Origin of the sequence: Brevibacterium sp., assembly GCF_031179145.1 — a bacterium.
Lineage (GTDB): Bacteria > Actinomycetota > Actinomycetes > Actinomycetales > Brevibacteriaceae > Brevibacterium.
In genome coordinates, this window is the sequence record NZ_JAPSIB010000013.1 from 100382 (window position 1) to 118483 (window position 18102).

16 protein-coding genes are annotated in these 18102 nt (G+C 67.3%); 2 read left to right on the forward strand and 14 right to left on the reverse strand.

Annotation, left to right across the window (positions count from 1 at the left end; all coding sequences use genetic code 11):
- Nucleotides 1-24: 24 nt before the first annotated feature.
- The 3 genes from RIT73_RS10975 to RIT73_RS10985 all read right to left on the reverse strand — a co-directional run bounded on the left by RIT73_RS10975 (nt 25) and on the right by RIT73_RS10985 (nt 4242).
- On the reverse strand, nt 25-2559 hold the full coding sequence (locus RIT73_RS10975; protein ID WP_309132112.1) for a 5'-nucleotidase C-terminal domain-containing protein: 2535 nt from the start codon (nt 2557-2559) through the stop codon (nt 25-27).
- Nucleotides 2560-2779: 220 nt separating this feature from the next.
- Complete coding sequence (gene truA, locus RIT73_RS10980) at nt 2780-3634, reverse strand: tRNA pseudouridine(38-40) synthase TruA (protein WP_309132113.1); 855 nt, start codon at nt 3632-3634, stop codon at nt 2780-2782.
- On the reverse strand, nt 3631-4242 hold the full coding sequence (locus tag RIT73_RS10985) for a LemA family protein (protein WP_309132114.1): 612 nt from the start codon (nt 4240-4242) through the stop codon (nt 3631-3633). The genes truA and RIT73_RS10985 overlap by 4 nt, the downstream gene beginning before the upstream one ends.
- 191 nt (nt 4243-4433) lie before the next feature.
- On the opposite strand from RIT73_RS10985, the gene RIT73_RS10990 reads away from it, so the two are divergent.
- Nucleotides 4434-5627 carry a glycosyltransferase family 1 protein gene (locus RIT73_RS10990; protein ID WP_309132115.1) on the forward strand — a complete coding sequence of 398 codons (1194 nt, stop codon included), beginning with the start codon at nt 4434-4436 and terminating at the stop codon, nt 5625-5627.
- Nucleotides 5628-5646: 19 nt separating this feature from the next.
- On the opposite strand, the gene RIT73_RS10995 is transcribed toward RIT73_RS10990, so the two are convergent.
- From RIT73_RS10995 to RIT73_RS11030, 8 genes are all read right to left on the reverse strand, one after another.
- The gene (locus RIT73_RS10995) at nt 5647-6279 is read right to left on the reverse strand and encodes a CbiQ family ECF transporter T component (RefSeq protein ID WP_309132116.1); all 633 of its coding nucleotides are present in this window, start codon (nt 6277-6279) and stop codon (nt 5647-5649) included.
- Nucleotides 6276-7043, reverse strand: coding sequence for an energy-coupling factor ABC transporter ATP-binding protein (locus tag RIT73_RS11000; RefSeq protein ID WP_375295002.1), 768 nt, complete (start codon nt 7041-7043; stop codon nt 6276-6278). The genes RIT73_RS10995 and RIT73_RS11000 overlap by 4 nt, the downstream gene beginning before the upstream one ends.
- A 92-nt stretch (nt 7044-7135) precedes the next feature.
- Complete coding sequence (locus RIT73_RS11005) at nt 7136-7840, reverse strand: biotin transporter BioY (RefSeq protein ID WP_309132118.1); 705 nt, start codon at nt 7838-7840, stop codon at nt 7136-7138.
- Between the two features lie 188 nt (nt 7841-8028).
- A complete protein-coding gene (gene guaA, locus RIT73_RS11010; RefSeq protein WP_309132119.1) occupies nt 8029-9609 on the reverse strand; it encodes a glutamine-hydrolyzing GMP synthase in 1581 nt (526 codons plus the stop codon).
- Nucleotides 9610-9737: 128 nt separating this feature from the next.
- Nucleotides 9738-10178 (reverse strand): DUF3817 domain-containing protein, encoded by a 441-nt coding sequence (locus tag RIT73_RS11015; protein WP_309132120.1) that lies wholly within the window; start codon nt 10176-10178, stop codon nt 9738-9740.
- Nucleotides 10179-10180: 2 nt separating this feature from the next.
- Nucleotides 10181-11146, reverse strand: coding sequence for an SURF1 family protein (locus RIT73_RS11020; RefSeq protein WP_309132121.1), 966 nt, complete (start codon nt 11144-11146; stop codon nt 10181-10183).
- A gap of 10 nt (nt 11147-11156) precedes the next feature.
- The gene (locus RIT73_RS11025) at nt 11157-12290 is read right to left on the reverse strand and encodes a GuaB3 family IMP dehydrogenase-related protein (RefSeq protein WP_309132122.1); all 1134 of its coding nucleotides are present in this window, start codon (nt 12288-12290) and stop codon (nt 11157-11159) included.
- A 104-nt stretch (nt 12291-12394) separates the two neighbouring features.
- Nucleotides 12395-13321: a LysR family transcriptional regulator gene (locus tag RIT73_RS11030; RefSeq protein ID WP_309132123.1), complete on the reverse strand. Its 927-nt coding sequence runs from the start codon at nt 13319-13321 to the stop codon at nt 12395-12397.
- Nucleotides 13322-13427: 106 nt separating this feature from the next.
- Between RIT73_RS11030 and RIT73_RS11035 the strand changes: the two genes are divergently transcribed.
- On the forward strand, nt 13428-14159 hold the full coding sequence (locus tag RIT73_RS11035; RefSeq protein WP_309132124.1) for a LysE family translocator: 732 nt from the start codon (nt 13428-13430) through the stop codon (nt 14157-14159).
- A gap of 255 nt (nt 14160-14414) precedes the next feature.
- Here RIT73_RS11035 and RIT73_RS11040 read toward each other — a convergent pair whose 3' ends face one another.
- From RIT73_RS11040 to panB, 3 genes are all read right to left on the reverse strand, one after another.
- A complete protein-coding gene (locus RIT73_RS11040; RefSeq protein ID WP_309132125.1) occupies nt 14415-15878 on the reverse strand; it encodes a mechanosensitive ion channel in 1464 nt (487 codons plus the stop codon).
- Nucleotides 15879-16195: 317 nt separating this feature from the next.
- Nucleotides 16196-17029, reverse strand: a complete 834-nt coding sequence (panC, locus tag RIT73_RS11045; protein ID WP_309132126.1) for a pantoate--beta-alanine ligase — start codon at nt 17027-17029, stop codon at nt 16196-16198.
- Nucleotides 17029-17961, reverse strand: a complete 933-nt coding sequence (gene panB, locus RIT73_RS11050) for a 3-methyl-2-oxobutanoate hydroxymethyltransferase (RefSeq protein ID WP_309132127.1) — start codon at nt 17959-17961, stop codon at nt 17029-17031. The genes panC and panB overlap by 1 nt, the downstream gene beginning before the upstream one ends.
- Between the last annotated feature and the right edge of the window lie 141 nt (nt 17962-18102).

An 18102-nucleotide genomic window follows, 5' to 3' on the forward strand; every position in this document is an offset into this window, starting at 1 on the left:
CTGAGTCTGTCTCCTCGGAGCGGCTCAGCGGTAGAGTTCCGTCCGCCGTCGCGCCATGCCCACGGCCGCACTGCCTGCGACGATGAGGGCCAAAGCCGCGGCCAACGTGCTCATCAGCTCGAATCCGGTGCGCGGCAGGTCATCGTTCGCACCGTCTGCCGAACCGTCGGCGTTCGCTCCTGCAGCGTCCGCACTCGCGCCGGAACCATTCGCGCCCGAGCCTGCAGAGTCTGCACCTGCGCCGGCATCGGCAGCATCGGCATCCGAACCGTTCGCGCCTGAGCCCGCACCGGCATCCGACCCCGCGCCGGCCTCGGCACCTTCCGCGTCGGCGTTCGAACCGGCACCGCCGGCCGCGGACGTGGCGTCCGCCTCGACTCCGGTGTCCGGGCCGGCATCGTCGACGACCGAGGCGGTGGCGGAGAACTCATGGCTGATCGGCAGCGGGTTGTCGTCCCACCACTCGGCGGCACCGGCCCGCAGGCTCACGGTCAGCTCCGCCTCCCCCGAGGCGTCCTCGGGGGCGGTGACGGTGACGGGGAGCTCACTCCTGCCCGCCGGAATGGAGTCGAGCGTCACCGTCTGCCGCCCGCTGTATCCCTCCGGCAGTTCGACAGACACCTCCACGGGTCCTGCCACCGCCTCTTCGGCGGCGGTGGCGAGGAGGAAGACCGCGCTCTGACCAGGTGTGATGCCCTTTGCGGGAGCCTTGAGCTCCGCAGTGAGGGAGCCGTTGTGGATGACGTCGTGAGACAGGTCGGCCTGGCGCTCGGTCTTGTCGGGGCCGACCGGGGTGTTCTCGTTGAAGTAGTCCACCCAGGTCTCGAAGTCGGTGAGGCCCGAGAGCTCGAACTCGCCCTTCGCGAACGAGGAGAAGTTGTCGCCACCGGCGGCGAGGAAGCTCAGAGTCGCCACCCGGTAGTCCCTGTCCGGGTCGATCTCCTCACCGTTGACCCGCACCGACTTCACCCGCTGACTCGCCTCGGCGGTCGAATCGTAGACAACGTCGAGCTCCTTCGAGACGCCGAGGTGGAGGAACGGCCGTGAGGCGTCCGCCGGCTGCCACTGCTCCTCGAACAGTCCGATGACGTCGGCGCCCTTCATCGTCACCACACCGTGGTCGTTGGCGAACGGCAGCACGCCGCTGAGCTCAGCCGCGGTGACTTCGCAGTCCTTCTCGGTGTTGTAGATGTCCGCGCAGAGCAGGTCCTCGCGCACCCCTCCGGGATTGGTGATTCCGAAGTCGGCAGGCGCGAGCTGAGAATCCTCGACTCCGCTCTTCAGGGCATCGGCGACGAGATTGCCCAATGTGCTCTCGGAACCGCGGTCGTCGACCGGTTGTCCGTTCTTGAGGATCACCTCGCCGTTCTCGTCCCGCGCCCAGGCACGGGTGATGTCCTCGGTGATCGAGCCTGCGACGACGGAGCCTGGCACCTTGGCCTTCTCATCGGCCTCCGCGATGATCTCGGCGACCTGCGCGACGACAGGCGACTCGTATGACGCGTCCTCGGTGCTCAGCAGCTCGGACTTCTCGGTCGTCCATGTCCCGTCCGCCTCGGCGACGAGCTGGACCTGGCCGACGACGGAGCCGTAGCTGCCGGCCTCGAGCACCGGGCGCGTCCGGTTCGGGTCCCCCGGCACCGGCGCCTCGAACTCGTAGGGCAGGTGCGTGTGACCGGTGAACAGGACGTCGACGGAGGAGTCCGCCTCGGTGACGAGGCGGTTGAATTCCCTGTTCGAGGCCAGCGCCTCGTCGAGGGTGTCCGCGGTCGAGGCGCCGAGGTGGGCCTCGACGACCGTCATATCCGGTCGTTGGTCCGCCGGCAGGGATTCGATGTCCTTGGCCACTCTGTTGACGGCGGACGTCGGATCGCCGAACTCGATGTCGGCGATGCCGTCGGGTGAGACCAGCGAGGCGGTGTCCTCGGTGACGACGCCGATGACGGCGACCTCGACCCCGCCGACGTCGACGACGGAGTACTCGTCGAGACCTTCGACGACGTTCGTGGTTCCCCTGTCGTAGACATTCGCGGCGAGGTAGGGGAAGTCGGATTCGTTCGCGACCCGACCGGTCAGGTCAGCGGTGCCCTTGTCGAACTCGTGGTTGCCCACCGCAGAGGCCTGCAGGCCGAGGGCGTTCAGCACATCGAGCGTCGGGGTGTCCTGCTGGGAGGACGAGACGTAGGTCGACGCGCCGATGTTGTCCCCGGCGGACAGGAGCGCGGTCCCGGTCCCGCCCTGGTCGAGGAAGTCCGCGCGCTGCTCCTCGACGACCGAGGCGACCTGGGTTCCCGCTTCGACGATGCGCCCGTGGAAGTCCGTGATGCCCAGCAGTTGCACCCGGGTGCCCGGCTCCGCGGCTTCTGGGTCCACGGTCGCCTCGGCGTTCGCAGTCGCCTCGGGGTCCACGGTCGCCCCGGGATTCGCGGTCGCCCCGGGGTTCGTGGTCGCCTCCTCGGAACCGCTGCCGAGGGGGCTCGCCACGGCGGGCGCGAGTCCGGGCAGGGTCAGCATCGACACCACTGCACCGGCAGCCAGCACCTTGGTCGCAGGTTTCATCTGTACAGTCCTTTTGGTCGGTTCACCAGCCGCTCGGAAGTCGTTCGCGCGGGTGTGCGCTTCGTCGCCCGGTGTCAGGATGGGTCAGCTCCGACCAGCATCCTCGAGCGAAGCGAACGACAAGTTGCCTATACGTGAAATGTACACAGGATTCACACAACTGAAAAGGGGAATTCTCTCAAGATGACGGAATGCGGCGCATCCTGCACCGGAATCGGGTTCAGTCCTGGTCGCGGCGCGCCATCGTCTGCACGGCTCGCGAGGCGTAGAACTCCGGCGCGGGGTAGCCGACCTCTGTGAGCACGAGACCGTGCGGTGGCGTGACGAACATCGGCACCTGCGCTCCCACCCCGGCGTCCGCCTCGGCGAGGAGCTCTGCCGGACGGGTCACGGGCCAGGCGCCGGTACCGACCTTGATCAGCCCGCCGACCAGCGCCCGCACCATGTGGTGGCAGAATGCGTCCGCGCGGAGGTCGATGGTGATCACGGCCTCCTGGTCGCGGTCGACCTCGAACTCGTGCAGAGTGCGGATCGTGGTGGCCCCTTGCCGCGGTTTGCAGAAGGGAAGGAAATCGTGGAGCCCCTGCGCCTCTCGCGCGGCCTCGGCCATCGCCTCGGCGTCGAGCTCTCCCTTGTGCCGCGGGGTGACCGCGATCAGCAGCGGGTCGATGAACGAGCGGTCATCGGCCAGTCGGTATCGATAGGCGCGCCACAGTGCGGAGAAGCGGGCGTCGAAGTCCTCGGGCACCTCGGTCACGGCATGGATGACGAGGTCTTGGTGGCCGCCGATCGTCAGCACTCCGCGGAGACGGCTGAGCAGCGCAGCCTGAGAAGTCCGGTTCGAGCGGGCGATGAGCTTCTCCACCGCCGCGTCCGTCAGGTCGATGTGGACGACCTGGCGTCGGGCGTGAACACCCGCGTCCGTGCGACCGGCGACGACGGTGCCCACCTGCTCACCGGTGATCCGGACCAGGCCTTCCTCGAGAGTTCCCTGCACGGTGCGCAGCTGCGGCTGCTTCGCCCAACCGTGGAAGTCGCTGCCCTGATAGCCGAGGTCGATGCGGAATCGCGTCATGACCCGACCGTGCCGTTGATGTCGAAGACCTCACGCGGTTTGAACACGGTCCGGAACAGCCGGGACAGGAACCGTTTGCGCTGCCGGTGATAGCGGGCGACGTTCGTGTTGTAGATGCGGGCGCCGGCGAGGATCCTCTCGGTGAGGACCTCGAGCTGCCCGTGGAGCAGATGCGCGGTGGTCTCGAGCTCCTCACGCATGCCGTCGCGCACGGTCAGGGAAGACTCACCGGGGGCGGAGGTCTCGCCCGGCGTGGACGTCTCGCCCGTCCGGGGTGAGGAACTGCCGCCGAGGGACGCGGCTGCGGTCTCGATCGCGCGCGTCAGCGCGGTCTCCGCGGCGGCGCCTCGCGCGCCGAACGGTGCGCGCTCGGCCGAGGCCAGGGCCAGCCCGAGCCGGCCGAAGTCCGCAGCGGTGATCTGCTGCAGGGTGCCGAGGAACGCCGGGACGAGCGCATGCCTGGCCCGCAGTTCGACGAGCAGCTGACGTTTGGCCTCGTCGCACAGCGACCTCGCCATCGAGAGCTGGTTGAAGCGCACGATCGTGAGCACGAGTGCGACGACGATGAGAAGCGCAAGCGCGCAGGCCGCGATGACCAGCCAGATCATGCGCTCCCCTTCCCCGGTCATTTCCGTCCGTGCTTTACCGACCCTTTAGTTTACGCAGGGTTCACCCAGGGAGCGAAAAGGTTACCCCCGGGTCATGGCCGCCCGGGCTCGAGGGCGGATTTCGGCTTTTCGTCGCGGTGCGGTCGCCCGGGCGTTGCCCGCTCTTCACTCTGGCATCGTCGACTGGGGGTGTGAGAGTAGCGATCATTGCAGAGTCCTTCCTCCCCAACATGAATGGGGTCACCCACTCGCTGCTGCGGGTCCTCGATCACCTGCGCGACCGGGGCGACGACGTCCTCGTCATCGCCCCCGGCACTCGCCGCGACGGGCCGAAGGAGGTCGCCGGGGCGCGCATCGTGCGGGTCCCCTCGGTCTCCCTGCCCAAGTACCGGCGCATCCGCGTCGCCCCCGGCGGAGTCACTCGCATCCGGCGTCTGCTCGAGGACTTCGCCCCGGACGTGGTCCATCTCGCGAGCCCCTTCGTGCTCGGCTGGCGTGGGGTCCTCGCGGCGCAGGGCCTCGGGCTGCCGACCGTCGCCATCTATCAGACCGAGGTTCCCGCCTATGCCTCCCGCTACGGGATGCACGGGATCGAGGCGATGCTGTGGACGCATGTGCGCAACGTCCACCAGCATGCCTCGCTGACCTTGGCGCCGTCGACCTACACGATCGCTCAGCTGCAGAATCTCGGCATCGCCGAGGTGGACCTGTGGGCCCGTGGCGTCGACTCGACCCGCTTCGGCCCCGATCACCGCTCGGAGGCGTGGAGACGGTCCGTGGCCGGCGGGGGTGAGAAGATCATCGGCTTCGTCGGGCGACTGGCCGCCGAGAAGCAGGTCGAGGACCTCGCCGTCCTCGCCGACGTGCCGAACTCGAAGGTCGTCATCGTCGGCGACGGGCCGTGGCGCACCCGGCTCGAACGCGTCCTGCCGCAAGCGCACTTCACCGGATTCCTCGGCGGCGAGGCCCTGGCCCAGGCAGTCGCGAGCTTCGACCTCATGGTCGCACCCGGCGAGTTGGAGACCTTCTGCCAGACCATCCAGGAGGCGATGGCCTCCGAGGTTCCGGTCATCGCCCCCGCCCGCGGCGGTCCCCTCGACCTCGTCGACTCCTCCCGGACCGGGTGGCTCTACTCGCCGAAGGACCTCGCGCAGATGCGCCGTCATGTCGTCGACCTCCTCGGCGACGAGGCGAAGCGCCGGGCCTTCGGATCCGCCGGTCGGGCGCAGGTGCTGGGACGCAGCTGGAAGAGTGTGTGCTCCCAGCTCATCGGCCACTATGCACGGGCGATCGAGAACCCGAGCCCGCAGGTGACCCGGCGCAGCTTCGGAATCGTCGCGCTCCCCCAGAACCCGCAGAACCCGGGCCTTCCCCAGGACGCCTGAGGAATGCGGGCGGCGAGATTCAGTCGACGATTCCGCGGGCGTCGAGGGCCCGCCCCGTGTCCTGGGCGTACTTCACCGAGCGCAGGATCGCCGGGACGACCCGGGCCTGCAGACTCGTCTCCAGCCCTCTGGCGCGAGCCGCTCGGTCGCCTTCGCCCAGCAGGCCGGAGATGTGGGAGATCGCGCGCACCATCAGACTCGCGGTCAGCGCGATCGTGTCCGGGTTCGCACCGACGAGGCGCAGCGGCGAGACGACCGTGGTGAAGGCGTCGAGGAGCTGCGGGACAGTCGTCGTCAGCGTCAGCAGAAGTGCCGCCTGAACGCACGCGAATACCGTGCCGGCGACGGTGATCCCGGCGGCGAAGGTGCCGAAGAGGAACTGCATCCCCAACACGAATGCGACGAGAACCCCGGCATAGAGCCAGGTGAGGAGGAAATGACGCAGGCTCAGCCGGGCACTGAATCCGAGCACCACCAGCGCCGCGAACATCGACCAGTTGACGGTCGCGTCGCGGAAGATGAGCGCGACGATCCCGACCACGGCGATGACGAGTAGCTTTGCCCAGGCGGGGGTGCGGTGCAGCCACCCGGATCCGGGGGCGAGCTTCCCGAAGAGCTGCAGCCGTGGCCGGATGCCGGGCCGCCGGCTCATGTCGACTCGCTCATGATCAGGGCACGGTAGGCCTCGACAGCCTCGGCAGGGGCCGAGTCGTGGACGATCCGCCCTCCGTCGACGACCAGCGCCCGGTCGGCCAGGGTCGCGAACTCGAGGTCGTGGGTGGAGAAGATCACTCTCACCCCGCGACGGGTGACGACCTCGCCGAGGAGAGTGCGCAGCTTCTCCCGATTGCGCAGGTCGAGGAGCGTGGTCGGTTCATCGAGCACGAGGATCTGCGGGTCGACCGCGAGCACGGCCGCCAGCGCGACGAGCTGCCGCTGACCGCCCGAGAGCTCGTAGACGCTGCGGTCGGCGAGGTCGGCGATCCCCAGCTCCTCGAGCACCGTCAGCGCCGCCGCTCGTCGCTCGGCCTTCGGCACCCGCTTGCGCAGGGACAGTTCGATGTCCTCGATCGGCGTCGGCATGACGAGCTGCGCCGCAGGATCCGTGAACACGAACCCAACCCGGGAGCGCACCTGAGCCGGTGCTGCGACGGGGTTCATGCCGTCGATGTGCACCTGGCCCGAGTTCGCTGTGACGAGCCCGTTGAACAGCTGCAGCAGAGTGGACTTCCCCGATCCGTTGGCGCCGAGGAAGACGACCCGGTCCTCGGCCAGGGTGAAGGTCACGTCGGAGAGGATCGCGCGGATGACTTCGCCCTCGGCCGTGTCGTCGAGCACCCCGACGCAGACATCGGCGAAGCGGATCTCCCGCAGAGCAGAGGCGGCAGCACCTGCTGTGGCCTTGCCTTCGGCCATCGACACTGCCCCCGGCCGGTCTGCCGCAGGCGTCATCGTCGCGGCGGGTGCCGGTGCCGAGGCCGTGCGCCTGCCGAAGAGCCGGGGGAAGCTCACTGCCCCTGGCCGCCTTCACCGTTCGTCGACGCGGTGGTCGACGCGGTCCCAGCGGCCGGGCCGGCGACCGAAGCGGTCGACATAAGGGGTCGCGCACCTCGGCGGCGGAGAATGTCCGGGAACCCACGGTGGATGATCACGGCGACGGAGGCCGCGAGGATGTTCTTGAGGATGTCACCGGGCCAGTACGCGAGGTCGGCGATGAAGGCTCCGCCCAGCGGCAGCCCGCCGTTGATCGACATCCCGAGGATGCCCAGCGGGTGGTTGAGCAGGATGCTCGCGCCCAGGGAACCGGCGAACAGGGCGACGCCGAGCTTGCGGCCGCGGAACCGGCGGATGGCCCAGCGGGCGACGAAGCCGGCGGCCAGGGCGTAGAGCGTGAACGAGAGGATGTAGCCGGCGCTGGGACCGGCGAGCACGCCGATGCCGCCGCGCATGCCCGAGAAGATCGGCAGTCCGAGCAGACCGAGGGACACGTAGAGCAGAGTGGCCGCGGCACCCCTCCAGGGTCCGAGGACGAGCCCGCACAGGGCGACACCGAAGGTCTGCAGGGTGATCGGCACACCCACCGGACCGACCGGGATGGGAGGCATCATCGCCAGTGCCGCGAGCAGCGCGGCGAACACGGCGATGAGGGCGACGTCGGCGGCCCTGCTCGATCGCATCGCCGAGGTGGGGGTGTCAGTGAGCGCGTGAGTCATGAGTTCTCCATTGGTTGGCAGTACCCGGATCGGGTACTGCCAACCATAACTGAACAGTGTTCAGGAGTTGTCGACGGGGTACAGAAACCTCGGCGACTCTCTGATGAAGCCCCCATCGAGACGGCGTCCGCAGACGACACAACGTCCGCCGACGACACGAGCACAACCTCAGCCGACGACGCCCCAGCTCACTCCCACTCGATGGTGCCCGGGGGCTTGGAGGTGACGTCGAGGACGACGCGGTTGATCTCGTCGACCTCGTTGGTGATCCGGTTGGAGATCACGGCCAGGGTGTCGTAGGGAACGCGCGTCCAGTCGGCGGTCATCGCGTCCTCGCTGGAGACGGGTCGCAGCACGACGGGATGGCCGTAGGTGCGGCCGTCGCCCTGCACACCGACGGAGCGGACATCGGCGAGGAGGACGACCGGGCACTGCCAGATCTCTTCGTCGAGGCCTGCCTTGGTCAGTTCCTCGCGGGCGATGGCGTCGGCGCGACGGAGGACGTCGAGACGCTCCTCGGTCACCTCACCGATGATGCGGATGCCCAGGCCGGGACCGGGGAACGGCTGTCGGGAGACGATGGCATCGGGGACGCCGAGCTCGCGGCCGATCGCGCGGACCTCGTCCTTGAACAGGGCGCGCAGAGGTTCGATGAGCTCGAAGGTGAGGTCATCGGGCAGGCCGCCGACATTGTGGTGGCTCTTGATGTTCGCGGTGCCGGAACCGCCGCCGGATTCGACGACATCCGGGTAGAGGGTGCCCTGGACGAGGAACCCGATCTCCTCCCCCTCGTCCTTGGCCTCGAGCACGAGATCGGCAGCGGCGGATTCGAAGGTGCGGATGAATTCGCGGCCGATGATCTTGCGCTTGGTCTCGGGGTCGGTGACGCCGGCGAGTTCGGACAGGAACCGTTCGCGGGCGTCGATGGTCACCAGGCGCACACCGATCGAGTTGACGTAGTCCGTCTCGACCTGTTCGCGCTCACCCTGACGCAGCAGACCGTGGTCGACGAAGACGCAGGTGAGCTGATCGCCGATGGCCTTGTGGACGAGGGCGGCGGCGACCGAGGAGTCCACTCCGCCCGACAGGGCGCAGATGACTTTCTTGTCCCCGACGCGGGAGCGGATGAGTTCGACCTGTTCGTCGATGACCGATTCGTTCGTCCAGTCGGCTTCGAGCCCAGCCACCTTGTAGAGGAAGTTCTCCAGGATCCTCTGTCCGTTCTCGGAGTGGAGGACCTCGGGGTGCCACTGCACTCCGGCGAATCCGCGGTCCGGGCATTCGAAGGCCGCGACCGGGGTGTCCGGGGTCGAGGCGAGGACGTCGAAGTCGGCGGGCGCCTCGGTGACGGAGTCCCCATGGGACATCCACACCTTGTAGTTGGCGGGGGTGCCCTCGAGCAGGGAACCGGAGTCGCTGACGGCGAGTGGGGTCGACCCGTATTCGCGCTTGTCGGTCTTGGCCACGCGGCCACCGAGGCTGGTCGACATCAGCTGGAATCCGTAGCAGATCCCCATCGTCGGAACGCCGAGGTCGAACACCTTCTCATCGAAGCTCGGGGCACCTTCGTCGTTGACGCTCGAGGGTCCGCCCGAGAGCACGATCGCGACCGGCTTCTTGGCGGCGAAGTCGGACGCCGGGGCGTCGTGGGCGATGATCTCGGAATACAGTCCGGCCTCGCGAATCCGCCGGGCGATCAGCTGCGCGTACTGCGCACCGAAGTCGACCACGAGGACAGGAGGGACCTGTGTGCTCTGGGTTTGCGTCATGGATCAATTCTAATCATCGACCATGACGTGCGAGTCACCGGGCGGAAGGGCGCGAGCAGAGCCGACTGCGCCGCGGCGCCCTGGATGGACCTCGAGCGGAGGGTCTGCCGGTCGGCCTTTGCCGGCCGTCAGTCGGTCTTCGGGGCGACGACGACGGCCGCTTCGAGTTCAGCCTCGACCTGGTGGGTGATCCGGCGCTCGAGGATGAACGACATCACCGGCACCACGCCGGCCAATGCCAGGACGATGTACCGGCCCAGTGACCAGCGCATCTGCTGGTTGAGCCAGAAGCAGCCGATGAGGTAGACGACGTAGCACCAGCCGTGGCAGATGGCGATCGCAGCGGCCAGGTCGAATCCGCCGAGCATCAGCGCCGTCGAGGGGTCGGCGGCGATGAGGTACTTGTAGATCATCTCGACGGTGAGGATGAGAAGCATCACACCGGTGATGATCGCCATCACCCGGTAGAACTTCACGGCATTGCGAGCCGAGGTGAAGCGTTTGACACTCCACACACTGCTGTCGTCGAAATCGGGGCGGGAATCCAAGGACTCGGGTTCGTGGTTCACGCTCAGCTTCCTTCGGTCGGGGTGTCGTCGGTGGTGGTCGAGATGTCGCGGTCTCCTCGGCGGGCACTGCGCTTGGCACCGTGCTTGTGGGCGGGCAGTCCCGTCAGTCCCGCCATCACCTCGGGGTCGATCCTGCCCTGGCCCGCCGGTTTGACGACAACGTACTCTCTCCTGTTCGCAGGATCCTGAGAGTCGCCGCGCTCGAGGCGCCTGCGCAGGTAGTCGTCGCGCAGCAGCTGCCACCACATGTAGAGCGCCATCGCTGCGAAGATCAGCCATTCGACCGCATAGACGCCCGACTGCAGATCGAATCCGCCCTCGGCGCGGGTGGTGGTCGGGGGCACGGCGGTGAGCCCGTCGGTGCCGACCGAGGTGGCGCCGCCGGCGGTCTCCGGGATGAGGAAGCCGGAGTAGGTGAGCAGGCCTGGGAACAGGTTGATCAGCTGCGAGGTCGACACCGTGTGGACCTGGCCCTCGGGCAGATCGTTGGCGGGTACCGGCCCCTCGACGGGGCCGATCCGGGCCGTCATCTGCACTTCACCGGCTTCGGCTCGCGAATTCATCGCGGTGTCCTCGTCGGTGGTGAATCCGCGCAGGACGGGGATCGCGATCGTCTTGCCGTGCGTGTCAGCATCGGCACCCTCGCCGAGGTGAGCGCCATCGGGTGCGAACATCGTCACGACCCAGAATCCTCTGTCCCCGTCGAAGATCCGCCCTGGGACGACGATCTGCGCGTCGGGCAGCCAGTGCCCGGACAGGCTCACGCGCTGATCGGCGAGCAGCCCCGGCATCGGCACCTGCGCACCCATCACCTCGTTGAAGGGCTTGACCACTTCGAGGTCCTGCGAATCGATGGCGTCGTTCTTGTGCTGTGCGCGGTCGACCTGCCAGGCCGACAGCCCGACGAAGCAGGTGACGAGCAGCAGCACGAACAGCAGGGACCCCAGCCATTTGGGGGTCAGCGCCAAACGGAACAGTTCAGACCCCCGAGCCCGGCTGGTAGGGAGAGACGGTGATGTCGACGCGCTGGAATTCCTTGAGGTCGAGGTAACCGGTCGTGGCCAGTGCGCGGCGCAGTGCGCCGGCGAGGTTGAGTTCACCGATGGCGGTGCGTCCGGGGCCGAACAGCACCTGCTCGAGGCTGCCCACGGTTCCCAGTTCCACCCGGTGTCCGCGCGGCAGTTCGGGGTGGTGCGCCTCGGCGCCCCAGTGCATGCCGCGGCCGGGGGCCTCGGTCGCCCGGGCCAGGGCGGTGCCGAGCATGACGGCATCGGCTCCGACGCCGAAGGCCTTGACGATGTCACCGCTCTTGCCCAGGCCGCCGTCGGCGATGACATGGACGTAGCGGCCCCCGGATTCATCCATGTAGTCGCGGCGCGCTGCGTGGACGTCGGCGATGGCGGTGGCCATCGGGGCGTGGATGCCCAGAGTCTTTCGCGTGGTGGCGGCGGCCCCTCCGCCGAAGCCGACGAGGACGCCGGCGGCGCCGGTGCGCATCAGGTGCAGCGCCGCCGTGTAGGTGGCCGCACCGCCCACGATGACCGGCACGTCGAGTTCGTAGATGAACTGCTTGAGGTTGAGCGGCTCCGCCTGGGACGAGACGTGTTCGGCGGAGACCGTGGTGCCACGGATGACGAAGATGTCGACACCGGCGTCGACGACCGTCTTGTAGAACTGCTGGGTCCGCTGCGGGGTCAGGGCGCCGGCGACGGTGACACCGGCCGCGCGGATCTGCTCGAGCCGGGCGGTGATGAGCTCGGCCTGGATCGGGGCGGAGTAGAGCTCCTGCATCCGGGCAGTGGCCATCTCCGAAGGCAGCTGGGCGATCTCGGCGAGCAGCGGAGTGGGATCCTCATAGCGGGTCCACAGGCCTTCGAGGTCGAGGACTCCGAGTCCTCCGTGCCGGCCCAGCGCGATCACGGTCTCCGGCGACATCGCCGAGTCCATGGGGGCGCCGATGAAGGGCAGGTCGAAGTGATAGGCGTCGATCTGCCAGCTCAGGGACACGTCTTCCGGGTCCCTGGTGCGCCGAGCCGGAATGATGGCGATGTCGTCGAGTGAGTACCCGCGACGACCGCGCTTGCCTTTGCCGATTTCGATTTCTGAACTCACCCGTACAGGCTATCCCACGGCACCCACACAGGAATCTCAGCCCACTATGAGGAACGTGCGGTCTCCCCATCGGCGGGCGGAGCCCTCCCCCTCGGCGGTCGGGCTCAGCGTCCGAGGTAGTCGGCGACGACCGTCTCGGCGGCGGTGACGAAGGCGCGCACATGCGGAAGATGAGCCTCGCGGTCGCGCACATGCATGACGACCCGACGCAGCGGCACCGGGTCGGTGAGGTCGACGGCGACCAGACCGTGCGGGAGCTGGGCTGCCGAAAGCCCGGGCAGGACGGTGATCGCGAGGTTCGCGGCGACGAGGGCGAGCGCAGCGAACTCGTCTTCCGAAGCGGCGAAGGTCCGCGGGGTGATACCGGCCGCCGCGCAGGCGAGGTCGACGACTTTGCTCGTCGGTCCCGACCACAGGTCGTAGTCGACCCAGCGCTGATTCTCGAGGTCCTTGAACGGCACGGAGGAGCGGCCCGCGTATTCGTGGTGCTTCGAGACGACGACCCGGTAGTCGTCGTCGAAGAGCACCGTCCGCGTCATTCCCGGCAGCGACGTCTCCCCCTCCTGTGGAACCTCGTTGCGGACCTCGACCGTGCAGTGGCTGCGACGGACCTTCGCCGGCTCATTGAGCTGGATGTCGAAGCGCAGATCGGGGTGCTCCCCTGCCACGGGCCCGATGATATCCGGGAGCAGTCGGGCGTTGAACGAGGTGAAGGCGGCGATGCGCATCCGTGGCCGGTTCACGGTGCGATGACTGTCGATGAGCGAGTCGAGCCTGCCCAGGCCGGTGAAGACGTCGGCCGATTCCTCGGCGAGGCGTTTGCCGAGCTCCGTGATCTCGATTCCTCGACCTGACCGGCGATAGAGGGGTGCGCCGACGACCTTCTGCAGGGTCGTGATGTGCTGGCTGACGGTAGCGGGCGTGTAATTGAGACTCTTGGCGGCCGCGACCACGGAGCCGGTGGCGACGACGGCTCGCCAGATGCGCAGTCGGTGCAGATCCCACATGATCTCAGCGTAGCCGATGATCATTCGGCGTTGCCTGATGGTTGTTCAGAAACAGTTGCTGTTCCCAATGTGTGGTTCTGTGCTCGACTGCCGGACAATCGATGTCAGTCGAACCTTTTGGAGGAGCATCATGACCGGACCCGAACTCGCCACGATCGCGGGCGCTGCGACCGTGCTGGCGGTGACCCCGGGGCCCGAGACGATCCTCACCGTCCGGCTCTCGGCGCTGCGCCGGAAGGCCGGGCTCATCTATTCGCTGGGTTCTGCGACCGGCATGACGATCTGGATGATCGCCGCCCTCACCGGGGTGTCGGCGCTGCTTCGCGCCTACCCTTCGGCCCTGGTCGTCCTCAAACTCGTCGGTGGCCTGTATCTGTGCTTCCTCGGGCTGATGGCCGCCCGTCAGGCGCTGAGAATCCGTGCCGAGCTGCGCGGCGGCATATCCCTGGGCCACGAGGCTGCGCGGTCCGAGGCGATCGACGACCTGGTTGCGGAGCAGGTGAGTTCCGGCGAGGAGGTCTCCGAGACAGCTGCCGAGCGGGCTAAGACCTCGTGGGGTCAGCTGCGCTCGCTCATCTCTTACCGGCGGGGACTCATCTCCTCGCTGAGCAACCCCAAGGCCGGTCTGTTCTTCCTCGCGGTCATGCCGACGCTCGTCCCCGCCTCCCCCACGGGCACCGACTACGCCCTGCTCATCGCGATCGTCGTCGGTCTGCTTCTGGCCTATCAGCTGGTCCTGGCTCTCGTTGCCGGATATGCCGCAGCCGCGTTGGCGCGACGGAGCACGGACTTCTTCATCGAAGCGATCTCCGCAGGCGTGCTCATCGTGATGGGCATAACCGTCGCCGCAATCCCCGTGTAGCTCTCGGCAGCTTTCCCCGCGCAGTCCCCATTCAGCACTTCCTGCCACGCCCCACGCAACACTCCCAGCCACGCCCCACGCAGCACTTCCTGCCACGACAGACCGCGGGCCAGGAGCCACATCTGCCCGACGATGTCGGGGTCGAAATGACTTCTGGCCCGCGGTTCCCGGAGCAGCACCTGCGGTGCCTCCGTCTCTGCGCCTATCTGCGCCTGATGACTCGCAGACAGGGCAATTCTGTACTGTCCTCCCCCATCAGGGACGCCGGCGCGGACCGTCGTCCGAAGGCGGTGGCATCGTCGGCGCAGCGCCTGCCGGAGGCGGTGTCGTCGGAGAGGTCGCAGCGGAGTGCGCTGCGGTCCTGGCCTTCGCTTCCTCAGCGGCTTCCTCGGCGGACTCGTTCGCCGCCTCGGCGACCTTGTCGACGTCGACCTTGTTCAGCATCTTCGCTGCGGCCTCGCGACCGCCGAGCCCGAAGGCCAGCGCCGCCGCCAGGGCTCCGCCGACGACGACTGCGCCGAAGGCGAGGTTGACGATCGAATCCGCCAGCCCCATGTACTGCAGACCCATCGCGATGAACAGTCCGATGGTCGAGTACCGCAGCACCTTGCTCGCCAGGTTGTTCGTGATGAACTTGCCGATGAGCGAGGCGAGCAGGAATCCTGCGGCGATGATCACGGCGCCGAAGAGCACATTGCCGCCGAGTTCGAGGATCTCGTTGAGGATGTTGGTGATCTCGGGGAATCCGAGCATCCGGGCGGCCATGATCGCGAAGAAGATCATGATCGCGATCTGGACGATCTTCGTGATCACGCCGGACGCGGTGGTTCCCTCGGGAACGATTCCCAGCTCACCGATCGCACGATCAGTGCCCAGCCCCTGGAGGATCTGCTCGAGCAGGGTGCCGAGGAACTTGGCGATGGCGAAGCCGATCGCCAGGAGGACCAGAGCCGCGATGATCGCCGGGATCGCATTGAGGAAGAGTTCGAGCATCTGCTGAGCCGGCCTCGAGATGGCCTCGATGCCGAGGACCTGAAGCGCGGCGATCGCGACGACGATGATGATCACACCGAAGACCAGGTTGCCCGCCAGCGAGGAGATCTTGGCGTTCGCCTCGGATGCGGGAGGAGGTCCGGCATGCTGCCCGTATGGGGCCGCCCCGGAATGTCCCTGGCCGGGCACCGGCTGTCCCGGGTGACCGTGGCCGGGCACCGGCTCGGCGACATGCCCCTGCTGCGCGGTCCGAGGTGCGGCGCCGGGCTGTTCGCCGACTCCTACGGCGCGGTCTCCGAGCGAACGGAACTTCGACGTCAGCCTGCTCAGGTCCACTGTGTTGAGAGCCGTCTGCACCAGCTGCTTGGCGATCTTCGCGAAGACGTAGCCGATGAAGAAGATGAACCCGGCGCCGATGAGGTTCGGCAGGAATCCGAATATTCCACCCAGCAGCCCCTGCAGAGGCGAGAGGACCTGGTCGAGATTGAAGAGCTGGAGAACGGCGACAAGACCGAACAGCCACACGATCAGTGCGGCGATCTGTCCGATGGATTTCCCTATCTGCTGTCCATCATTCCCACTGCGCTGCAGAGCGGGAACCTTGTTGACCAATTTTCCGACTGCCCATTTGACGATCGCCGCCACGATCCACGTGACAATGAGAATGGCGATTGCCAGAAGCACTTTGAAGAGGACCGACCACAAGTCGGAGCCGCCTATATTCATAACAGTATCTCCTTCGACTGGGGCACGCAGACAATGGCGTCTGCGCCGCCCTGTGGTCTGGAGTCTATTGAGAACCAAATCTCAGAACAAGGGCTCCACCCCATTTGATCTCGTGAAATGAATACTTCGGCGCGTCGCAGGGAATACACTCATGTATATGTTTCAGCGTCTTATCAGTTCTTTCATAAACAGGTCACGATTCGATAACAACCAATTGAGATCGGAATCCTGAAAAGTCGATCCGATGAGGAGATGAATATCGGCAGATCATTCGTCACGGTGGAGAAATGGGTCAATTCTCCGCATTGTCCAGCGGACTACAGCTCAATCGGAGCATTGTCGATGAGGTGCGTGCCCCCGACATTCGCGGACACGAGCAGCAGCGTCGAGCCGCAGAAGTCCGGCGGGCAGGGACGGAACGTCGCCGCCTCGACAAGGCTGAGGTAATCGAGCTCGAGACCGTGGGCGGAGTCGAGCACCTCGCGCGCCGCGGCTTCGATCGCCTCCGGGCGCGAGCCCTGCTCGGCGACCGCGGTCGCGGCCTGCAGGGCATGCGGAATCGCGAGCGCACACTGCCTCTCCGCAGCATCCAAGTACTGGTTCCGGCTCGACATCGCCAGCCCGTCGGCGTCGCGGACGACGGGCAGACCGATCAGCTCGATGCCGAAGTCGAGATCGGCAATCATACGCTGGACCAGGCAGAACTGCTGGATGTCCTTGAGCCCGAAGACGGCCTGGTGCGGCGCGATGAGGTTGAACAGCTTCGCCACCACCGTCAGCACACCGTCGAAGTGGCCGGGTCGCGATGCCCCTTCGAAGACCTCGCCCATCCGTCCCGACGATACTCGCACCTCTGGCGCCGACGGGTACATCTCCCCCAACGCCGGCGCGAAGACGAAGTCGACTCCAGCCTCCCCGCAGGCGGCGAGGTCCGCGCTGAACGGCCGCGGGTACCGGACGAAGTCCTCGTCCGCACCGAACTGCAGCGGGTTGACGAAGATGCTGGCAACCACCACATCCGCGGAGGCACGGGCCCGCGCCATGAGGGCCCGGTGCCCCGAATGGAGAGCGCCCATCGTCGGCACCAGAGCTACAGTGCCCGTCTGTGCGGCCCGCCAAGCTCTCAGTGCCTGAATTCCGCCGACGTCCATCAGCGGAAGCTCCTCTCGGGCTCGGGGAATTCGCCGCTTCTGACCTCGGCGACGTATTCACCGACCGCCGCAGACAGGACGGAATGCAGGTCGGCGTAGCGCTTGACGAATCGCGGCGCCGCCCCCGGCCGCAGACCTGCCATGTCCTGCCAGACGAGGACCTGGGCGTCACAGTCGGCCCCGGCCCCGATCCCCACTGTCGGGATCGCCAGCTCCGCGGTCACCTGGGCTGCGAGCCCGGCGGGCACCATCTCCATCACCACGGAGAACGCCCCCGCCTCGGCGACGGCCCGGGCATCGGCGAGCAGCGAGTCCGCCGCGTCCCCGCGGCCCTGGACCCGGTAGCCGCCGAGGTTGTGCTCGGACTGGGGGGTGAAGCCGATGTGGGCCATGACCGGGATCCCCGCCGCGGTGATCGCCGAGATCCGGGAGGCGACCTGCCGTCCACCCTCGAGTTTGACGGCGTGGACCTGGGCCTCCTTCATGAAGCGCACCGCGGTCGCGACTGCCTGCTCGTCGGAGATCTCATAGCTGCCGAAGGGCAGATCGGCGACGACCAGCGTCCGCGTTGTCGCCCGGGTGACCGCGCGCGCAAGCGGAATGAGCTCATCGACGGTGACCGGCAGGGTGGTCTCGTAACCGTAAACGTTGTTCGCCGCCGAATCGCCGACAAGCAGGGCTTCGACCCCGGCGCCCTCGAAGATGGCGGCGGTGTACTGGTCGTAGCTCGTCAGCATCGCCCAGCGCCTGCCCTCGGCCTTCGCCCGGATGAGGTCGAGCGTGCGGATCCTGCGCCGAGGCGCAGCCGCCGCTCCGCTCGATGCAGGAGTCCTCAGACTCTCGGACGCGGAGGTCGCGATCGCCTCGGGCGGAGTCGGGCCGCCGTAGGGCGCAGGCTCTTCGGCATCGTTCGCCGGTGGGACAACGGTCATGGATGTCCTTCTCTCGGGGGGGTGCCCCTATATTCATTGGTAGGCCCCATGGTGGGGTCTGGTCGCTGGTCCTGGTATGGCTATTTTGCCCTGTTATTGATGATCCGGGGGGTGTTGCCGCCAGGAATCCAGGACACGCGT